The organism is Rhabdobacter roseus, from assembly GCF_014202275.1.
GTDB classification, from domain to species: Bacteria; Bacteroidota; Bacteroidia; order Cytophagales; family Spirosomataceae; genus Rhabdobacter; species Rhabdobacter roseus.
Map to the genome: position 1 here is coordinate 323,762 of NZ_JACHGF010000004.1, position 17,143 is coordinate 340,904.

17 protein-coding genes and 1 tRNA gene are annotated in these 17,143 nt (G+C 54.6%); 14 read left to right on the forward strand and 4 right to left on the reverse strand.

What is annotated here, in order from left to right:
- Positions 1 to 10 precede the first annotated feature (10 nt).
- From HNQ92_RS15340 to HNQ92_RS15390, 11 genes are all read left to right on the forward strand, one after another.
- Positions 11 to 292: a hypothetical protein gene (locus HNQ92_RS15340; RefSeq protein ID WP_184174930.1), complete on the forward strand. Its 282-nt coding sequence runs from the start codon at positions 11 to 13 to the stop codon at positions 290 to 292.
- A gap of 163 nt (positions 293 to 455) precedes the next feature.
- A tRNA-Asn gene (locus tag HNQ92_RS15345) sits at positions 456 to 529 on the forward strand.
- A gap of 195 nt (positions 530 to 724) precedes the next feature.
- Positions 725 to 1,546: a class D beta-lactamase gene (gene blaOXA / locus HNQ92_RS15350; RefSeq protein WP_184174931.1), complete on the forward strand. Its 822-nt coding sequence runs from the start codon at positions 725 to 727 to the stop codon at positions 1,544 to 1,546.
- A gap of 174 nt (positions 1,547 to 1,720) precedes the next feature.
- Positions 1,721 to 2,521: a sugar isomerase domain-containing protein gene (locus HNQ92_RS15355; RefSeq protein ID WP_184174932.1), complete on the forward strand. Its 801-nt coding sequence runs from the start codon at positions 1,721 to 1,723 to the stop codon at positions 2,519 to 2,521.
- A 33-nt stretch (positions 2,522 to 2,554) separates the two neighbouring features.
- Positions 2,555 to 3,595 carry a methionine synthase gene (locus tag HNQ92_RS15360; protein ID WP_184174933.1) on the forward strand — a complete coding sequence of 347 codons (1,041 nt, stop codon included), beginning with the start codon at positions 2,555 to 2,557 and terminating at the stop codon, positions 3,593 to 3,595.
- A gap of 239 nt (positions 3,596 to 3,834) precedes the next feature.
- Positions 3,835 to 4,842: an alpha-E domain-containing protein gene (locus HNQ92_RS15365; RefSeq protein ID WP_184174934.1), complete on the forward strand. Its 1,008-nt coding sequence runs from the start codon at positions 3,835 to 3,837 to the stop codon at positions 4,840 to 4,842.
- A 102-nt stretch (positions 4,843 to 4,944) separates the two neighbouring features.
- Positions 4,945 to 5,679 (forward strand): proteasome-type protease, encoded by a 735-nt coding sequence (locus tag HNQ92_RS15370; RefSeq protein WP_184174935.1) that lies wholly within the window; start codon positions 4,945 to 4,947, stop codon positions 5,677 to 5,679.
- The gene (locus tag HNQ92_RS15375; protein ID WP_184174936.1) at positions 5,676 to 6,515 is read left to right on the forward strand and encodes a transglutaminase family protein; all 840 of its coding nucleotides are present in this window, start codon (positions 5,676 to 5,678) and stop codon (positions 6,513 to 6,515) included. The genes HNQ92_RS15370 and HNQ92_RS15375 overlap by 4 nt, the downstream gene beginning before the upstream one ends.
- 78 nt (positions 6,516 to 6,593) lie before the next feature.
- The gene (gene glmM, locus HNQ92_RS15380; protein WP_184174937.1) at positions 6,594 to 7,994 is read left to right on the forward strand and encodes a phosphoglucosamine mutase; all 1,401 of its coding nucleotides are present in this window, start codon (positions 6,594 to 6,596) and stop codon (positions 7,992 to 7,994) included.
- A 64-nt stretch (positions 7,995 to 8,058) separates the two neighbouring features.
- Positions 8,059 to 8,424: a hypothetical protein gene (locus tag HNQ92_RS15385; protein WP_184174938.1), complete on the forward strand. Its 366-nt coding sequence runs from the start codon at positions 8,059 to 8,061 to the stop codon at positions 8,422 to 8,424.
- 72 nt (positions 8,425 to 8,496) lie between these two features.
- A complete protein-coding gene (locus HNQ92_RS15390) occupies positions 8,497 to 9,642 on the forward strand; it encodes a cysteine desulfurase family protein (protein ID WP_184174939.1) in 1,146 nt (381 codons plus the stop codon).
- A gap of 134 nt (positions 9,643 to 9,776) precedes the next feature.
- On the opposite strand, the gene HNQ92_RS15395 is transcribed toward HNQ92_RS15390, so the two are convergent.
- The 3 genes from HNQ92_RS15395 to HNQ92_RS15405 form a co-directional block, all read right to left on the reverse strand.
- Complete coding sequence (locus HNQ92_RS15395) at positions 9,777 to 10,370, reverse strand: NADPH-dependent FMN reductase (RefSeq protein ID WP_184174940.1); 594 nt, start codon at positions 10,368 to 10,370, stop codon at positions 9,777 to 9,779.
- A 104-nt stretch (positions 10,371 to 10,474) separates the two neighbouring features.
- The gene (gene hemH / locus HNQ92_RS15400; protein ID WP_184174941.1) at positions 10,475 to 11,539 is read right to left on the reverse strand and encodes a ferrochelatase; all 1,065 of its coding nucleotides are present in this window, start codon (positions 11,537 to 11,539) and stop codon (positions 10,475 to 10,477) included.
- Positions 11,540 to 11,570: 31 nt separating this feature from the next.
- Positions 11,571 to 12,335, reverse strand: coding sequence for a hypothetical protein (locus HNQ92_RS15405; RefSeq protein ID WP_184174942.1), 765 nt, complete (start codon positions 12,333 to 12,335; stop codon positions 11,571 to 11,573).
- A gap of 184 nt (positions 12,336 to 12,519) precedes the next feature.
- Between HNQ92_RS15405 and HNQ92_RS15410 the strand changes: the two genes are divergently transcribed.
- The 3 genes from HNQ92_RS15410 to HNQ92_RS15420 all read left to right on the forward strand — a co-directional run bounded on the left by HNQ92_RS15410 (position 12,520) and on the right by HNQ92_RS15420 (position 15,896).
- On the forward strand, positions 12,520 to 13,347 hold the full coding sequence (locus HNQ92_RS15410) for a universal stress protein (RefSeq protein WP_184174943.1): 828 nt from the start codon (positions 12,520 to 12,522) through the stop codon (positions 13,345 to 13,347).
- Positions 13,348 to 13,665: 318 nt separating this feature from the next.
- Positions 13,666 to 15,012: an MBOAT family O-acyltransferase gene (locus HNQ92_RS15415; RefSeq protein WP_246440237.1), complete on the forward strand. Its 1,347-nt coding sequence runs from the start codon at positions 13,666 to 13,668 to the stop codon at positions 15,010 to 15,012.
- A gap of 17 nt (positions 15,013 to 15,029) precedes the next feature.
- Positions 15,030 to 15,896 (forward strand): hypothetical protein, encoded by an 867-nt coding sequence (locus tag HNQ92_RS15420; protein WP_184174945.1) that lies wholly within the window; start codon positions 15,030 to 15,032, stop codon positions 15,894 to 15,896.
- A 39-nt stretch (positions 15,897 to 15,935) separates the two neighbouring features.
- Here HNQ92_RS15420 and HNQ92_RS15425 read toward each other — a convergent pair whose 3' ends face one another.
- Positions 15,936 to 17,021, reverse strand: a complete 1,086-nt coding sequence (locus HNQ92_RS15425; protein WP_184174946.1) for a complex I subunit 1/NuoH family protein — start codon at positions 17,019 to 17,021, stop codon at positions 15,936 to 15,938.
- Between the last annotated feature and the right edge of the window lie 122 nt (positions 17,022 to 17,143).

The window sequence follows — 17,143 nt, forward strand, 5'->3', positions numbered from 1 at the left end:
TAACTAAACCATGAACGAGCGTTTCAGAGCCAGCAGCCTAAAGAATCCACTTTTTCCGGATGAGGTCATCTTCGGAGACAAGGGCGTGACCTTCAAAGTCCGGAAGATGTTCAGCAGTTCAGACAACTTCGTTTTCTACGCCGATATTTCCGGCGTGGAGATCGACAGCGGCGTGTTTTTCTCCACCATTCGGGTCATTCCCCGGATGCGCCCCGAAATAGTCATCTATAATTTTAGCAAAGGAGACGCCAAGAAAGTCAAGGAGTTAATTCTGGACCGGGTACGGAACTGATATTTTTTTGGGAGCAACCCTTGCGCTGTACAAAAAGATGGCTTAGATTTGCACCCACAATTCGGAAAAACGCCGATTTGTATTCTTCTTACTTGTTCCTTAACCGTGCCGGTCGGTTGGAGCAGTTGAGTTCGCTCAGCAGAAGAGCCAAGGCAAAACATACTCCCGAATAGCTCAGTCGGTTAGAGCATCTGACTGTTAATCAGAGGGTCGCTGGTTCGAGCCCAGCTTCGGGAGCAAAAAGCCCCAAATCGTACGATTTGGGGCTTTTTTTGTTGATTTTTTTTACACCTTTGTGCTAGTAAGGATAGGCTTCGGCCTGTCATCCTAAGTCCGCCGTAAATACCGGAGAAAGTACCCGGCAGGTACTTTGGGCGCTTGAAGTACCCGCCCGCCGCTCAACAGAAAGACCATCCAAAAAACATAAAACACATGAAGTACCTTAGAAAAGAGGCGTATACAAGCAAGCTCCTAAGTACCCTGCTGCTGGGACTGCTGAGCCTGGGTACCTACGCGCAGGAGGTACTTCCCTACAGCGGGTACTTTCAGGAAGCGGGCGTGGAGGGTAGTTTTAGCCTGTATGATCTGAAGCAGAAAAAGTACTACACCACCAGCCGCGCCGAATTCACGAAGGGTACTTCGCCCGCCTCTACTTTCAAGATCCCTAACACCTTCATTGCCCTGGAAGAAAAAGTCATCCGGGACGAGAACGAGGTACTTAAGTGGGATGGAACCCCCAAGTGGCTCAAAGCCTGGGAGCAGGATTATGATTTGAAAAACGCCTACAAAAACTCAACGGTGTGGTTTTACCAGGAGCTGGCCCGGCGCATCGGCCCGGACAAGTACCGTAGCTACCTAAAAAAACTCGACTACGGCAACCAGGACATCAGCGGTGGACTGACGGAATTCTGGCTGGGGAGTGGGAATAGCCTGAAGATTTCGCCCAAAAACCAGCTGGAATTTTTGCAAAAGCTCCAGGCCGAAACGCTCCCTTTTAGCCCAAGTACCTACCGCATTGGCAAGGAGGTGATGGTGGAAGAACGTACCCCTACCTACACGCTGCGGGCCAAAACCGGCTGGGCCGACATCGAGCCGAAGGACGTGGGCTGGTACGTGGGGTACCTCGAAACTGCCGACAACGTGTATTTTTTTGCCACCCGGATCTACAAGCCCCGCCAGCAGCAAATGGACGACTTCGGGGCCAAGCGCAAAGAACTCACCCGCCGGATTCTGTCCGAGCTGAAGGTACTTTGAGGGCCGCCAATGCCCTTGCAGGTACCTTGCGGACTGTTAGCCTTCCATGGACCTGTGAGAGGTACTTTCACGACTTTAGGTTAACAAACCCACTTCTTTTCCTTTTATACTAAAACAGCCGTAGAGCTGCCGTTGGATACTCTTAACTATATACCTAAGCAAGCCAAGTACCCCATGAATGTAATCCAACAGTACCTTGATAAAAGCCGGGCTATTCTGGCCACGGTGGAGCAGCAGCAGGCGAATATCCAAACGGCGGCCCGCTGGTTTGCTGACACCATCCGGGCCGGGCGCATGGTACACTTATTCGGAAGCGGGCACAGCCGCATCATGGTGGAGGAGATGTGGCCACGCTACGGGTCTTTTCCGGGATTCAACCCCATCGTGGAGCTATCGCTGACGTTTCATAACCTGGTCGTTGGGGCCAACGGGCAGCGGCAGGCCATGTTTCTGGAAAATGTACCCGGCCTGGCCGACCGCATCCTGCGGAACTTCGATCTCTCGGAACAAGATACCGCGCTGATTATTTCGTCGAGCGGCTGCAACGTGGTACCCATCGAAATGGCCGAACTGTTTCAGCAAAAAAAGATCAAGGTGGTGGCACTGGTGACGCAGGCGCACTTGGACCAAAGTACCTCCAAACGCGCCGACGGCAAGAAACTCAGCGACTTCGCCGATCTGATCCTGGATACGGGAGCGCCCGTGGGCGACGCCATGGTGCAGGTGCCGGGGCTGGATACGCCCGTAGCGCCGGGAAGTACCCTCGGAGGTACCTTACTCATCAATTGCCTGAAAGCCGAAACGGCCCGCCTGCTGACCGAAGCCGGTTGTCCGCCCAAGGTACTTAGCGCCGGGGTGGTGGTAGGTACCCAGCGGGCTACGGAGCTTTTTGAAGCCGCCTACGACGAGCACGCCCACCGCCTGGCCCGGCTGTACGCGCAGGTAGGGGTACCTTCGTACGTCAGCGAGAAATAAATTTCCAAGTACCTTGTTCTAAACCCCTTCGCCATGCAACCCATTCCCCTACGTACTACCGTCATTGGCAGCTACCCCTTTCCGGGCTGGCTGGAATTTGCTTCCCAGAATTTGGAACAATTTGGTCCCGCCGATATTGAAGAGATGATCGACGACGCCGTGGTGGCGGCCATCCACGACCAGGTGACGGCCGGCCTGGACGTGATCACCGACGGCGAGCAAACCCGCCTGGATTTTAACCTGTCGTTCTACGGCTTCATCAAAGGCCTGCGGCCTAACCACGCCGAAACGCGGAAGTTTGGCCCGCCCGCCCACGACCAGCGGGGCAAGCACAGCATTGTGGAGCTGCTCACGGCCCCCAACGGCCTGGGAGCGGTGGCTGAGTACACCCGCCTGGCGCGCCTGGCCCCGGCCGGGCCTACTCTGAAGGCCTCCATTCCGGGGCCTTACACGCTGAGCGGCCGCATGATTCCCGACGGGAAGCTGTACCAGGATCGCTTTGATGTGACGGAGGCGCTGCTGCCTTTTGTGAGCCGGGAGCTGGAAGCGCTCGTGGCGGCGGGTTGCACCGAAATAACCGTGGACGAACCCTCCATGAGCTGCTACGCCTACAAGGAAGACACCCGTCGCTTCGTGGAGCTCTTCAACCGCACCATTGCGCCCGTGGTAGGGAAGTGCCGCTTGTCCACGCACCTGTGCTTCGGCAATTTTAAGGGGCGGCCCGTGGGGTACCGCAAGCTCCACCCCATGCTGCCGGATTTTCTGGATTTGAAGGTAGACGAAGTACATATCGAAATGGCCAACCGCGAGTTTGACGAAATTGAGCGACTGGCCGACTTTGCGGAAGCCATGGACGTAGCCGTGGGGATCATCGACGTGAAGAACTACTACGTGGAAACCGTGGCCGACGTGGCCGAGCGCATTCATCGTTGCCTGCGGTATGTACCCGCCCATAAGCTGGCCGTAGCGCCCGACTGCGGCCTGAGCCAAACCGCCCGCTGGGCCTCGCGCCGCAAACTGGCCAGTATGTGCGCCGGTGCCCGGCAGGTACGGCAGGAGCTAGGCCTGGAGTAGCAGCGTCAGGTACTTGGGAACTACCCCAAAACCGGGTACTTTACCGCGATTAGCACTAGGAGCACCTTCGTCGGGGGCGGCAGGTACTTATGGCAGGATTACGTACTTTTATTATACTTTTTCGGGAAGCATCGAGCCGGGTTTGGATTTGACGTACCTTTTTTATTTATTTCTCAGTGCAAGAAAGCCTTGGGGCGATCCAGGCACACCTATTTTTAATAAAAAGTACCTCCTGACCTATGCTAAGCCGCGTTGCTAATTCGATCTACTGGATGAACCGCTACATGGAGCGGGTAGAAAACTACGCCCGTTTTGTGGGCGTGAATTTCAGCATGGCGCTGGACTTACCCCCCGATGTGGACGAGCAGTGGGAACCTCTCCTGATCGCTACGGCGGATAATTTTCTGTTCAATCAGTACTACGATAGTCCCAGCCGCGAGGACGTGGTCCATTTCATGGCCTTCGATAAGCGCAATCCCAATTCCATCGTGAGTTGCTTGTCAGAAGCCCGCGAAAATGCCCGTACCATCCGCGAGACGATCTCGAAGGAGATGTGGGAGAGCATCAATACGTTTTACCTCATGATGCGCGACACGGCCCCGGACGACTTCCGGAACATGGATCACATGCAGGCGTTCTTCGAAGAAATCAAGCGGCGCTGTCAGCTGTTTCACGGCGTCGTGGACTCCACCATCACCCGCAACGAAGCCTGGCACTTTGGGCGCCTGGGCCGGCATATCGAGCGGGCCGACAAAAGCTCGCGCTTTCTGGATGTGAAGTACTTCACGCTGCTTCAGGACACCGGTACTACCGGCTCCACCCTGGACCTCATGATGTGGACCGCCGTACTAAAGTCCGTGAGTGCCTACAACATGTACCGGCAGACCCACCGGGCCCTCACACCCATGAACATCGTGGCGTTCCTGATTCTGGACAAGCTTTTTCCGCGCGCACTGGCCTACTGCGTGCGGCAGGCGGAGCTATCGCTCTACGCCATCGAAGGGGCCGTGCCCGAAAAGGGGTACACCAACCTGGCCCAGAAAAAGCTCAGCAAGCTGCGGAGCGAAATTGATTTTACGGACGTGGAAGATGTATTCAAATCGGGGCTGCATCAGTACCTGGATCAGTTCCAGATCAAAAACAACGAAGTAGACAACGCCATCTACGATTTGTATTTCGGGCTAAAACCGGTACAGTCGCAATCCCAGGGAAGTATGGGGCAGTTCCAAAGTCAGCGGATGGACTGACCAAAACTTTTCTTAACTTAGCAGTTCGGTAAAGGGTAGTTAAAAACAACTATTTTTTACTATTCAGACCCCTTTAACACGTACGTTTACCGTTTCCTAATTATGACCTATTGTCTCGGCATCAAGGTAGCTTCCGGCTTAGTGGCCATCGCTGACACACGCCTAACGTCCGGTACCGAAGTGTCTACCAATAAAAAAGTATCGGTACATCAGCTCGAAAACCACTCGATGTTTATCATGACGGCAGGCCTGCGGTCGGTGCGTGATAAAGCCATTACCTATTTCAAAGAAGTACTCGACGAGCAGGATTCGTCTTTTAATAAGCTCTACAAGGCCGTCAATGCCTTCGGAGCGCAGGTGAGGCGGGTGGCCGAGGAAGACAAAAGCTCGCTGATCGACGCGGGCTTGTCGTTCAACCTCTTTTCCATCGTGGGCGGGCAGCTCGAAAACGACGAAGAACATAAGCTATTTCTGCTTTACCCCGAAGGAAACTGGGTGGAAATAGGGGCGGGATCTCCCTTTTTTATCATCGGGAACTCGGGCTACGGGAAGCCGCTGCTGTACCGCAGCCTGCGGTTTGATTCCTCCATGCAGGACGCCCTCAAGGTAGGTTTTCTGTCTTTCGATTCCACGCGCGTGAGTTCCAACGACGTCGACTACCCCATCGACGTGGTGCTGTACGAAAAGGATACTTTCCGGATCATCGAGCACCGCTTCGAGAAGGACGACCTGGACTACATCGCCAAGCAGTGGAGTGCCCTGCTCAAAAACTCGGTGCAGAAACTACCCGTGGAGTGGATGGAGCCAATCTTTTCCAAAATTATGGAGGCTTCATGAACCTACAAGTAAAGCATTCGCTCCGGTACGAGTACGACAAATCCGTGAGCCTGGACCCGCATACGCTTTACCTTTATCCCAGGGCTTACCCGCACCAAAAAGTACTTGACTATACCTTAACGCTCCAACCCGAGCCCTTCAAGGTAGTTCGGAATGTTGACGTAGAAGGGAACGTGCAGCAAATCATTTATTTCAATCAGCCCACCGACCAGCTCTTGGTGGAAGCCAGCCTGGTACTTAGCTCGGACGAGGTAAACGTGTTCGACTTTGTACTTTTCCCTTTTGAAACCAAGAATATTCCTTTCCAGTACCCGGAGCACATCCAGAAGTACCTGGCCCCCTACCTAAACCGCAGCGACGTCACCTCCTACGTGGAGCAGTTTGCCCGCAAAATGGCCTACGACGCCCAGTGGGAAACCGTGCCGTTTCTAATGGCGCTCAGCCGCTACATGTACGAGCATTTTACCTACGAAGTGCGCGAAGTAGGCGATGCCCATTCACCGGAAACTACCCTTCTCAACCGCTTTGGCTCCTGCCGCGACTACGCCCGCTTGTTTATGGCCAGTTGCCGTAGCCTGGGCCTGGCGGCGCGCTTTGTGAGTGGGTACCTGTACGGCAGTCCGCAGCAGGAGCACGAACTACACGCCTGGGCCGAGGTGTACCTGCCCGGAGCGGGCTGGCGGGGCTTCGACCCTACGGAGGGCAAAGCCGTTGCCAACCACCACATTAGCCTGGGTGCCTCCGCCGACTACGACCGGCTGGCCCCCGTGATGGGTACCTTTCGGGGTATGGCCACCTCGCTGCTTACTACCGAGGTGTCCATCACGCAGGTATAAGTGCCTTCAATAAATAATCTGCCTAAGGCGCGGGAAAATCGCTATTTTTGCCCCGAACTAATTTTAAGTATACTCATCGTGACGTTGATTAAATCAATTTCGGGGATTCGTGGCATAGTAGGTGGCAAAACGGGCGAGGCGCTAACACCGGTGGATGTCGTGAAGTTTGCGGCTGCCTACGGAACCTGGCTCCGCCGAAGTAATCCGGCTAATACCAAGGTAGTTATTGGGCGCGACGCCCGGCTCTCGGGCGAAATGGTGAGCCGCCTGGTGGCGGCCTCACTCCAGGGCGTGGGCCTGCACGTGATCGATTTGGGGCTGTCAACGACCCCCACGGTCGAAATCGCCGTGCCCGCCGAAGAAGCCGCCGGAGGAATTATTTTGACGGCCAGCCACAATCCGATCCAGTGGAACGCCCTCAAGCTACTTAATGGCCTCGGTGAGTTTATTTCCGGAGAAGAAGGCGCGGAGGTACTTCGCCTGGCCGAAGAAGAAGATTTTGATTTCGTGGAGGTCCGGAAACTGGGCTCCTACCGCATCGACGATACCTACCTGGCCAGGCACATCAACCAGATCCTGGCCCTGCCGCTGGTAGACCGCGAGGCCATCGTGGCGGCCAACTTCCGGATTGTCGTGGATGCCGTCAACTCCACGGGAGGCCTGGCGGTACCGATGCTGCTGGAAGCGCTGGGCGTCCATACGGAGCAAATCCTGAAGCTCAACTGCGAGCCCACGGGCCTTTTTGCCCACAACCCGGAGCCACTGCCGGAGCACCTGCGCGAAATTCGTAATGAAATCAAGAATGGTTCGTACCACCTGGGTATCGTGGTAGATCCCGACGTGGACCGCCTGGCGCTCATCTGCGAAGACGGCTCGCCCTTTGGCGAGGAGTACACCTTGGTGGCCGTGGCCGACTACGTCCTCAAAAACCAGGTGGGCAACACGGTTTCGAACCTGTCGTCCACGGCGGCCCTGCGGGACGTTACCCTCAAAGCGGGCGGCCAGTACTTTGCTTCGGCCGTCGGGGAGGTGAACGTCGTGACCATGATGAAGGAACACAACGCCATCATTGGGGGCGAAGGCAACGGGGGCGTCATCTACCCCGAGGCGCACTACGGGCGCGACGCCCTGGTGGGGATTGCGCTGTTTTTGAGCCACCTGGCCAAGTTTGGCAAGTCGGCTTCGGTGCTACGGAAGATGTACCCCAAGTACTTCATTTCCAAAAATAAAATTGAATTGACGCCCGACATCGACGTTGACAAGGTACTGGATAGCATCAAGACGCGCTACGCCCGGCAGCCCATCAATACCGTCGACGGCGTACGCATTGAGTTTGACCGCGAGTGGGTCCATTTGCGCAAATCCAACACCGAGCCCATTATCCGGATCTACTCCGAGTCCGAAACCCTGGCGACGGCCGATAACCTGGCCAATAAAATCATCTCCGATATCAAGGAAATCATCTCGGAGCGAAAATAGACGTTCCAACCATTTTGTGTACCAGGTACTCTTCCTTTTGTCTTTTATCAAAAAGCAAAATACGATGAAGAAGTACCTGGTATTTTTTGGGCTAACCGTTCTGGTATCAGGACTCTCCTGTCAGAAAAAAGAGCCCGCTCCCGGCTGTCTGGATTGTGGGAAAAAAGTAGAGGAAATCCAGGAACGTCCGGGCAGGATCGCCTACGACTCGGCGGCGGTACGTTACTACGTTTGGATGCATGTACCCGGCACCATTGATTCCTTCAGGGTAGGCTACGTTTGCGAGCTACCCGAAGCGTATCAGGAAGAGGGACAGCAGGTAGTTGTCAGTGGTACTTTGTATGAAACCTCCCTGCGCACTACGAGCGCCATTTGCTGCCTGGACGGCTTTTACTGCCTGGCGTTGACGTCCGTTCGAGCTACTTATTGACTGGTTGTTATAGCAATCATCGGGCAATAAACGTATATTTGCGGCTTGTATCTTTGATGCCCCATAAAGCTCATGAAAGCCTACCTCGACAACGCCGCCACCACCCGCCTCGACCCGGAAGTACTGGAAGCCATGCTGCCGCTCATGACCGAGCAGTTTGGAAATCCCTCGTCCATTCATGCCCACGGGCGCGCCGTGCGCTCAGCCCTCGAGCGGGCACGCAAGACCGTAGCGGGCCTGCTCCATGCTGCACCGGCGGAGATTTTCTTCACCTCGGGCGGCACCGAGGCCGACAATACGGCCATTCGCGGTAGCATCGAAACGCTGGGCCTTACCCACGCCATCACGTCGCCGCTGGAGCACCACGCCGTGCTGCACACGTTGGAGCATCTGGCCCGGCAGGGGCGCATCACGCTGAGTCTGGTGCGGGTAGACGAAAAGGGGCAGATTGACCTGGATCACCTAGAGGAGCTTTTAAGTACCCAGCCGCGCGCGCTGGTGTCGCTCATGCACGGCAACAACGAGATCGGCAACCTGCTGGATCTGGACGCGGTAGGGGAGCTTTGTAGTCGCTACGACGCTATTTTTCATTGTGATACGGTGCAAACGATGGGCCACTACCCCCACGATTTGCAGCAGCTCAGCGCGCACTTCATCGTGGGGGCGGCGCACAAATTTCACGGGCCGAAGGGCGTGGGTTTTCTGTACGTGCGCCCAGGTACCCGCATCCATCCGTTTGTGCACGGCGGCGCGCAGGAGCGCAACATGCGCGGCGGAACCGAAAACGTATACGGTATCGTAGGCCTGGCCAAGGCGCTCGAAATAGCCTACCGCGACATGGATGAGCACCGGCGGCACATCGAAGGGCTGAAAAAAAGGATGATCGACCAGCTGCGGGAAAAGATAGAAGGGGTACTTTTTAACGGCCTCTCGGCCGATCTGGACCGCAGCCTGTACACCGTGCTGAGCGTAAGCCTGCCGCCGTCGGACATCAACGATATGCTGCTCTTCAACCTGGATATTGCCGGGATTTCGGCTTCGGGCGGGAGTGCTTGCTCCAGCGGCTCGGAGGTGGGCTCGCACGTACTGGGCGCGTTGCAGGTACCTGCCGACCGCGCCAACGTCCGGTTTTCGTTCAGCAAATTCACCACCGCCCAGGAAGTAGACCACGCCGTACAGGTAGTGGCCGAGCTCTACAAGCGGGAGCCGATCTGCTAGATTCGCCCGGGTAGGTAAGGTACTTTTAAAAGTAAGGTACTTTGGCCAAAAAAGTACCCCTCGCCATGGGGATCGTTTCCAATTCCAGCGAAGGGTACTTTGGGAAGTAGTTCAAAAAAAGCAGGCTAGCAGGATCAGGTACCTACGGCTACGCCGTGCCAGCGGCGGGCTATTTTCAGCGTGTAGTCTACAAAGTCCTTGACGCCCTTTTCGTACACACCATTGCCGGTGGAATTGCCCGCTTCGTCCAGGTTTTTCCCGGTCTCGTGCGACTCAAAAAGTTTGGGCGACACCACCGACGACTGGTTCAGAAAGCTAATGAGCTTATTGAGTACAACGGTCATTTCCAGGCAGGGACGCCGCCCGCCGCGCCCCGACGATACACCTACCAGCGCAAATACTTTTTCGTGAAACAGCGAAGCAAAGGCCTTCCCGCCCAACTGGTGCATGGCGTTGATGAGCTCCCCGCTGGTGGTCCAGTTGTATTCAGGAATGGTGAAAATCACCACTTCTGCTTCTTCCCAGGTACTTACGAGCTTCTGCTGAAAGGGCGTCAGTTTTTCTTTGTCCAGGCTACCGCGCCCTACCATCGGGATGTCTACCTCTTCAAAATTCAGGAGCTCTACTTCCTCCTGGCCCGACTCGCGCAGGGTACTTTCGAGGTAGCGGGCGGCTTTCAGGGAGCTACTCCCCTTACGCGGGGACGTAGAAATAACGGCAATTTTCATAGGTACATCAGTTAATGGGATTCCCGGAAAGTACCCCGGCCTGGAATTCCAGGCCGGGGTACTTTGCTGTCAAAATAACAAACAGGATAGGAATGGTAAAAAGACTATGCCTTTTGGACGAGGTCGGCCAGGGTATCGACCCAGATCGCACTGTCGTTGAGGCTCTCCACCAGCTGCCAGTGCTCGCCGCCCAGCTCTTCAAAGAGCTCCTTGTACTCTTCACCTACCTCGATGGTCGTCTCCAGGCAGTCGGCCACGAAGGCCGGCGAAAAGGCCAACACGCTTTTGACGCCTTTTTTGGGTAGTTCTTTAACCAGCTCCTCGGTGTAGGGTTGTATCCAGGGCTCTTTGCCCAGGCGAGACTGAAAGCAGGTCGTGTATTTTCCTTCGGGAATATTAAGTTCTTTGACGAGCCGCCGTGTGGTCTCGAAGCACTGAGCCCGGTAGCAGTGCTGGTTGCGGGCGTGCAGGCTGTCGCAGCAGCTTCCCAGCTGGCATTGCTGCCCCGTGACGTCCCCCTTCCGGATCTGGCGCTCGGGCAGGCCGTGGTAGCTGAATACGTAGTGGTCGTAGGGGCGCTGCTGCATGTACTTTTGGCCCAGACGCACAAAGCCCTCAATGAAGCCGGGGTGGTCCAGGAAGCTGTTGATAAAGCGCATCTCGGGCATAATCTGCCAGCTTTTAAGTACCCGCATCACTTCTTCGTAGATGGAACCCGTGGTGGCCGAGGCGTATTGCGGAAAGAAGGGAACGACCGTGAGCTTGGATAAGCCGAGCTTTTGAAATGCCATCAGGCTATCTTCAATACTGGGGCTTTGGTAGCGCATGGCCAGCTTCACCACGTAGTCGTCGCCCAGGGTTTTTTGCAGTAATTCTTCCACGGCGTAGCCGTATACTTTCAGCGGAGAGCCTGCTTCGGTCCATACTTCCCGGTAGATCTTGGCCGACTTAGGGGCGCGAAAAGGAGCGATGATCAGGTTGACGAGCATCCAGCGCGACAGCGGCGGAATGTCGATCACGCGCGCATCCATCAGAAACTCACGAAGGTACTTGCGCACATCAGGCACACTGGGGCTGTCAGGGGTACCTAAATTGACGATCAGAACCCCCGTTTTTCCGAGTGCCTGGCCTTGGCTGGAAGCGGGTGTTGCTAACGGTTGAGTGGTCATGAAGAGTAGCTTAGTACTAAAATGTAGAGGATTACAAAACCGGTTTTTCAAATGAGTTAAAGACCTGGGTCGGTAGCTTATCAAAGACCTGAATCTCGGTAAGCTGGCGCTGGCCTCGGTCGCCGGAAAGCAGGATTTTTCCGTACTTCTTATAACTCTTCCAGGGCATGATAAAGTTCGGCTTTTCGTTGCCTGCTTCCGAAAAGTACGCCCACTGGGTTACGAGGTGCGTTTCGGGGCTGACCCAGACGTAGTACTTGTTTTGGGGCGTGTTGCCCACCTTTTCAAAAGTCAATTGTATTTTTTCGGCTTTGGCCCCGTCTTCGGTGGGCTCGTGCCCCAGGTACCTGAGTGTCACGCCCGAGTCCTTGAGCTTATAGGGCATCACCAGCCAGTAGGCGTCGTTGATCCAGGCACTTTTTCCCTGCTCCACGTACTTCGCGATCGAGTCGGCGTGGGTAAGCTCCTGGCCGTCTTTCATCACCCGGCCTTTGCCCGTATTGAGGTTCAGAAGTACCGTTTGGTCGGTTTTGAGGTAATCTACCCGCACGTCTCCCTGCCATTTGTCCCAAACCAGCCGCCGGTTCCCGAAGAAATTCCAGGTAATGTAGCGGGTTTTATCCCAGTTTTTTCGGCCGCCCATGGCCTCCATGACCTCGTCGGCCAGGATGATGGCGCGCGGTTCCGAGGCCTCGGCCTTGAAGCCTTCGGCGGGAGGATTCGCAGATTTTTGGGCCCAGGCCAGCGTACCCAGTAGCTGGGCCACAAAGATCCCTAAAAGAAGCTGTTTTTTCATAGAAAAAGCGAGGATGGTTGGTTGCTACGTGCGTTTTGGTATTACAACTACCCAGAATGGGTTTTGTCTGTAAACATAACGGAAAAAACTGATAACGATCACCGTAGGTACCTGACGGCCGTCAGCGAGAGGTACCTTATTTAACGGGACCTTTGTTAGGTCATTTACTAACGGACGCTGGATTATGAAACGGATACTGGTTGCCACTGATTTTTCTGCCAACGCGGCTACGGCACTGACCCTGGCCAAGCGGATTGCGCTGTCTGACCAGGCGGTACTTTACCTGACGCACGTGTTTCGCCCTCCCTTCATGGAGGTGACGGGCCCGGCCGACCGCATCCTCTCTACCCTCGACGAAGCCGAAAAGTTGGCCGAAGACGAGCTGCTCCACTTGCGGCGGGAGCTACAGGCCGACGGCCTGGAAGTAAAAACTGACTTCCGCTACGGGGCGGCGGCCGACGGTGTACTGAAAGCCATTACGGAGCTCCAGCCCGACCTGGTGGTGCTGGGCCGAACGGGGCGTGGCAACGCCCTGGACCGGCTGCTGGGTACTGTGGCCAGCCGCGTGGCGCTCAAAGCGCCCTGTCCGGTACTGGTAGTACCCGAAAACTCGCCCCGGCGGGCTATCCAAAGTATTGTGTACGCTACGCAGCTCGAGCGCGTCGAAACGGGAGCCCTGGGTTTTGTGTTTGAGCTGGCTCGCCAAAGCAGCGCGCGCATTACGCTGCTGAAAATCAACGCGTCTGATCAGCTGAACCTCTTCGACGACGAGCAATTTATTTTTGACATCCGGCAGCAGTTCCCAAATGAACACTTTGACTTTGAGCAAATGGATGCTCCTTCGGTGCGCGATGGACTCAGTACCTATACGGCTGCCCACCAAACCGACCTGCTGGTTGTGGCCAATCAGCCGCGCGACTGGCTGGCGAGCGTTTTGAATCCCAGCTTGTCCAAAGAACTGGTGCTGGAGGTACCTACCCCGCTCCTGGTGTGCCACCTGGATAAAATCTAAGTAAAGACTAGCTACATGGCTATTCGTTTTTTAACGAGAATGGGTTGTTTCTGACAACACCCGAGCTGGACTTCCGGCTCGGGTGTTTTGTTTGGGAGCTACCAAAAAACCGAAAATTGTAACTCATTTTTTACCAGAACAGGCGGTTTATCGAAACAGAGCGGGCTATTTGTAGTGCCATGGGTACTTTTGTAATAAGAAATACTCCGTGGCAGGAATAACCCCAGTGACCTCCTTATGGTATTCAATAGTTTACCCTTTCTCGTATTTATTACCGGTTTTTTCTCGCTGTATTTTTGGTTAAAAGGCCGAAGCCGTATGTGGCTTTCGCTGGCGGCCAGCTACCTATTCTACGGTTGGTGGGACTGGCGCTTCCTGGTACTACTTACCTTTACAATAACCCTGGATTTTACCCTGGGACTCAGGCTGCACCGAACCCACGACCCTCAGTGGCGGAAAAGGTACCTGTGGGCCAGTATAGCCACCAACCTGGCCGTCCTGGGCTTTTTTAAGTACTTTAATTTTTTTATCGACTCCACGGCGGCGGTTATCCGGGCTGCAGGTTTTGAGCCGGCCATTCATACGTTGCACATTGTGCTACCGGTCGGGATTTCGTTTTATACCTTCCAGTCGATGAGCTACACCATCGACATCTACCGGCGGGAGATCGAGCCCGAGACCAACTACTTTCGCTACGCTACTTTTGTTTCTCTCTTTCCGCAGCTAGTAGCGGGCCCTATCGTGCGGGCTCGTTCGTTTTTGCCGCAGTTCAGGTCAGAGAAGCGGTTTGATTGGAATCGTTTCACGGAAGGACTGGGGTGGTGTCTGTGGGGTTTTTACAAAAAGGTAGCTCTGGCCGACAGCCTGGCCCCCTTTGTGGATCAGTGTTTTGCGGCTCCCGAGACGTTTTCTTCTTCACATCTACTGGTAGGGGTACTTTTATATTCTTTCCAAATTTATGGCGACTTTTCCGGCTATTCCAGTATCGCCATTGGGCTCGCCCATATTATGGGGTATCAATTTCCTACCAATTTCAATTCGCCCTATTTTTCTAAGAGCTTCAGTGAATTCTGGACCCGTTGGCATATCTCCCTTTCGTCCTGGCTACGTGACTACCTCTACATTCCGCTGGGAGGAAACCGGAAAGGTACCTTTAAGACCTACCGTAACCTGATGCTCACCATGCTGCTCGGGGGGCTGTGGCATGGTGCCAACTGGACGTTCTTAGTCTGGGGGCTCCTGCATGGATTGTACCTGGTAGCGCAGCGGTTGCTGAGTTCGAGCATCGAAAGGGTAGAAAAAGTACTCTGCATGCCCCGCTGGATTCAAAGAGGCCTGGCCCTAGTAACCGTATATGCCCTGACGTGCTTTGCCTGGATTTTTTTTAGAGCTCCCGATCTGACTATTGCTTTCTCAATTATCCGGCGGATCGCCACCTTGGAGCAGTTCAACTGGACCAGCGTACAAAACAAGTTTCATGTGATGCAGGCGGCAGTCATGATCATCATTCTGCTGCTGGCAGAGTTAATAAACATCCGACGAAACCTGACGATCCTGATCGTACAGCGGCCTGTCTTTCGGGTGGTAGCGATGGCTTTGGTACTGTGGCTTATTGCGTTCTTTGGTACCTTCGACGCCGACTCCTTTATATATTTTCAATTCTAAATTTCAATAAAGTAAGCATGAAAAATAGTTACTGGATTATAGGATTGGTACTTCTTGCTTTCATTGGTGATCGCCTGGGAGGAATGATACTGCAAAAGCTGATAGAGCGGAGTCAATTTCGCTATTCACGTATTGAAAAGGGCGCTACTAAAAATGTAGATATTTTATTGATCGGCAATTCACGTGGGTTGACGTTCTATCAACCAGCCATAGAGAAATTAACCGGCAAAAGTACCTTAAATATCAGTTATAACGGTTTGCCCATGAATCTGGCTAGGGCGATTGTGCAGGATCAACTGCAAAAAAATGGAACGCCAAAAGTGGCTTTGATTGATATCACGCTCTGCACTAAAAGTAACCAAGAACTCATCAGCTCCTTTAAAGCCTACGCAACATGCTCACAGCCTATTGCTGATTTGCTCCGGCAGCAAGATGTGAAAACGTACCGGGCTAGTAGGGTGAGCCATCTTTATCGCTATAACAGCGAAGTATTTCAGCGGGCGCTATTTTACTTAAACCAGTCGGACGAAGATTGGTTGCTCGATCGGACCATTACGCAGGCGATGGTGGAGAATGCGGCCTTATTAGAGCCTTACCAACTTAAGGTGAAGCCTCAGCAATTGGTGGCACTTCAAAAGACAATCTGGGAACTGGAAGAGGCCGGTACGGAGGTACATTTGGTAGTAGGGCCTTATTTCCCGACGTTTCGGCTGGCGGGGCTCGAAGAGTATATTCAGCAGGTAGAAAGCGCCTGCCAGAAGGAAGTACATGATTTTTCTAATCTATTATCCGAGCCAGCTCACTTCGGTGACTACCAGCATCCTAACGTGGCGGGCAGTTTGCTTTATATGGAGGCACTGGATCAGGAGGGCTTATTTGACTAAAGTACCTCAAGGTACTTTGTAGCACTAAAAATACCTACTCTACACGCCCAGTAGCCGCCATACGCCCGAGAAGAAGAATAAGACCAGCCCCACGGGCGTAAGTACCTTCCAGCCCAGGTACATGAGTTGGTCTACGCGGAGGCGGGGCAGCGTCCAGCGCACCCACATTTGCACCAGCACCGCCAGCAGCGCTTTGCTCAGCAGCCAGAAAGCCCCCGTAAGGTACCCCAGCCAGGTACCTGGCTCACCGCTGGTCCAGTCGGCCAGGCGCAGGGGGCCGAGGTTGGGGAAAGGCGTATTCCAACTACCCAGAAACAGGATGGCCCCCAGCAGCGATACGAGCAGCATCATGCCGTACTCCGAGAGCATTAGGAGCGCGTAGCGCATGCCCGAATACTCCGTATGAAAGCCACCCACCAGCTCCGACTCCCCCTCGGGCAGGTCGAAGGGCGCGCGGTTACACTCAGCCAGCGATGCGATAAAAAAAACCACGTAAGCGATGAGCAAAAAAGGATTCCGAACCACGTTCCAGGCCAGGAAGCCACCCACCTGGGTGACGTCCAGGTTGAGATTTTTCAGACCAAAGAGATAAATGGTTTCGGAAGAATAAATGCCCTGCTGGTAGCTGATGGCCTGTAGATCTAAAGTTTGGGTGATCATGACCACGCACAGGATCGACAGCCCCAGGGGTACTTCGTAGGAAACGATCTGAGCCACGGCCCGCATGGCCCCGAACAGCGAGTACTTGTTGTTGGAGCCCCAGCCCGCCATCAGGATGCCGATCACATCCACCGACACGATCGTGAGCAGGTAAAATACCCCCACGGCCGCACCCGAGCCGCTCAGCTCCGGAGCCAGCGGTACCACGGCAAAGCCCGCAAACACCGCCGCAAAAATCACAAACGGAGCCAGCAGGAACAGCCGCCGGTCGGCGGCTTTGGTCACGATGTCTTCCTTCTGGAGGAGCTTGAGCAGGTCGGCGATGAGTTGCAGCAGCCCCCACTTCCCTACCTCCATGGGCCCCATGCGGTCCTGGATAAAGGCCGATACCTTTCGTTCCAGGTATACGCCCACCACCACGAAGCCGGGTACCATGACTAAAAAGATGAGCAGCGTGGCAAACATGAACGGAGCGTAGCAAAAATACGGGTTATGGTTTTGGAGACTTTCGCATCAAGGTACTTTGAAGTACTGCTTCCCGAGCTTAGTCTACCGCAAAAGTAGAGAAAATAAAGCAAATTGCTTTA

What these genes read in the sequence shown, in the direction of transcription:
- HNQ92_RS15415 (WP_246440237.1), top strand. Translation starts at nt 13,666, where the DNA reads ATGTGGCTTTCGCTGGCGGCCAGCTACCTATTCTACGGTTGGTGGGAC.
- HNQ92_RS15420 (WP_184174945.1), top strand. Translation starts at nt 15,030, where the DNA reads ATGAAAAATAGTTACTGGATTATAGGATTGGTACTTCTTGCTTTCATT.
- blaOXA (WP_184174931.1), top strand. Translation starts at nt 725, where the DNA reads ATGAAGTACCTTAGAAAAGAGGCGTATACAAGCAAGCTCCTAAGTACC.
- hemH (WP_184174941.1), bottom strand. Translation starts at nt 11,539, where the DNA reads ATGACCACTCAACCGTTAGCAACACCCGCTTCCAGCCAAGGCCAGGCA.
- HNQ92_RS15375 (WP_184174936.1), top strand. Translation starts at nt 5,676, where the DNA reads ATGAACCTACAAGTAAAGCATTCGCTCCGGTACGAGTACGACAAATCC.
- HNQ92_RS15390 (WP_184174939.1), top strand. Translation starts at nt 8,497, where the DNA reads ATGAAAGCCTACCTCGACAACGCCGCCACCACCCGCCTCGACCCGGAA.
- HNQ92_RS15385 (WP_184174938.1), top strand. Translation starts at nt 8,059, where the DNA reads ATGAAGAAGTACCTGGTATTTTTTGGGCTAACCGTTCTGGTATCAGGA.
- HNQ92_RS15425 (WP_184174946.1), bottom strand. Translation starts at nt 17,021, where the DNA reads ATGTTTGCCACGCTGCTCATCTTTTTAGTCATGGTACCCGGCTTCGTG.
- HNQ92_RS15365 (WP_184174934.1), top strand. Translation starts at nt 3,835, where the DNA reads ATGCTAAGCCGCGTTGCTAATTCGATCTACTGGATGAACCGCTACATG.
- HNQ92_RS15355 (WP_184174932.1), top strand. Translation starts at nt 1,721, where the DNA reads ATGAATGTAATCCAACAGTACCTTGATAAAAGCCGGGCTATTCTGGCC.
- HNQ92_RS15410 (WP_184174943.1), top strand. Translation starts at nt 12,520, where the DNA reads ATGAAACGGATACTGGTTGCCACTGATTTTTCTGCCAACGCGGCTACG.
- HNQ92_RS15370 (WP_184174935.1), top strand. Translation starts at nt 4,945, where the DNA reads ATGACCTATTGTCTCGGCATCAAGGTAGCTTCCGGCTTAGTGGCCATC.
- HNQ92_RS15405 (WP_184174942.1), bottom strand. Translation starts at nt 12,335, where the DNA reads ATGAAAAAACAGCTTCTTTTAGGGATCTTTGTGGCCCAGCTACTGGGT.
- HNQ92_RS15360 (WP_184174933.1), top strand. Translation starts at nt 2,555, where the DNA reads ATGCAACCCATTCCCCTACGTACTACCGTCATTGGCAGCTACCCCTTT.
- HNQ92_RS15395 (WP_184174940.1), bottom strand. Translation starts at nt 10,370, where the DNA reads ATGAAAATTGCCGTTATTTCTACGTCCCCGCGTAAGGGGAGTAGCTCC.
- HNQ92_RS15340 (WP_184174930.1), top strand. Translation starts at nt 11, where the DNA reads ATGAACGAGCGTTTCAGAGCCAGCAGCCTAAAGAATCCACTTTTTCCG.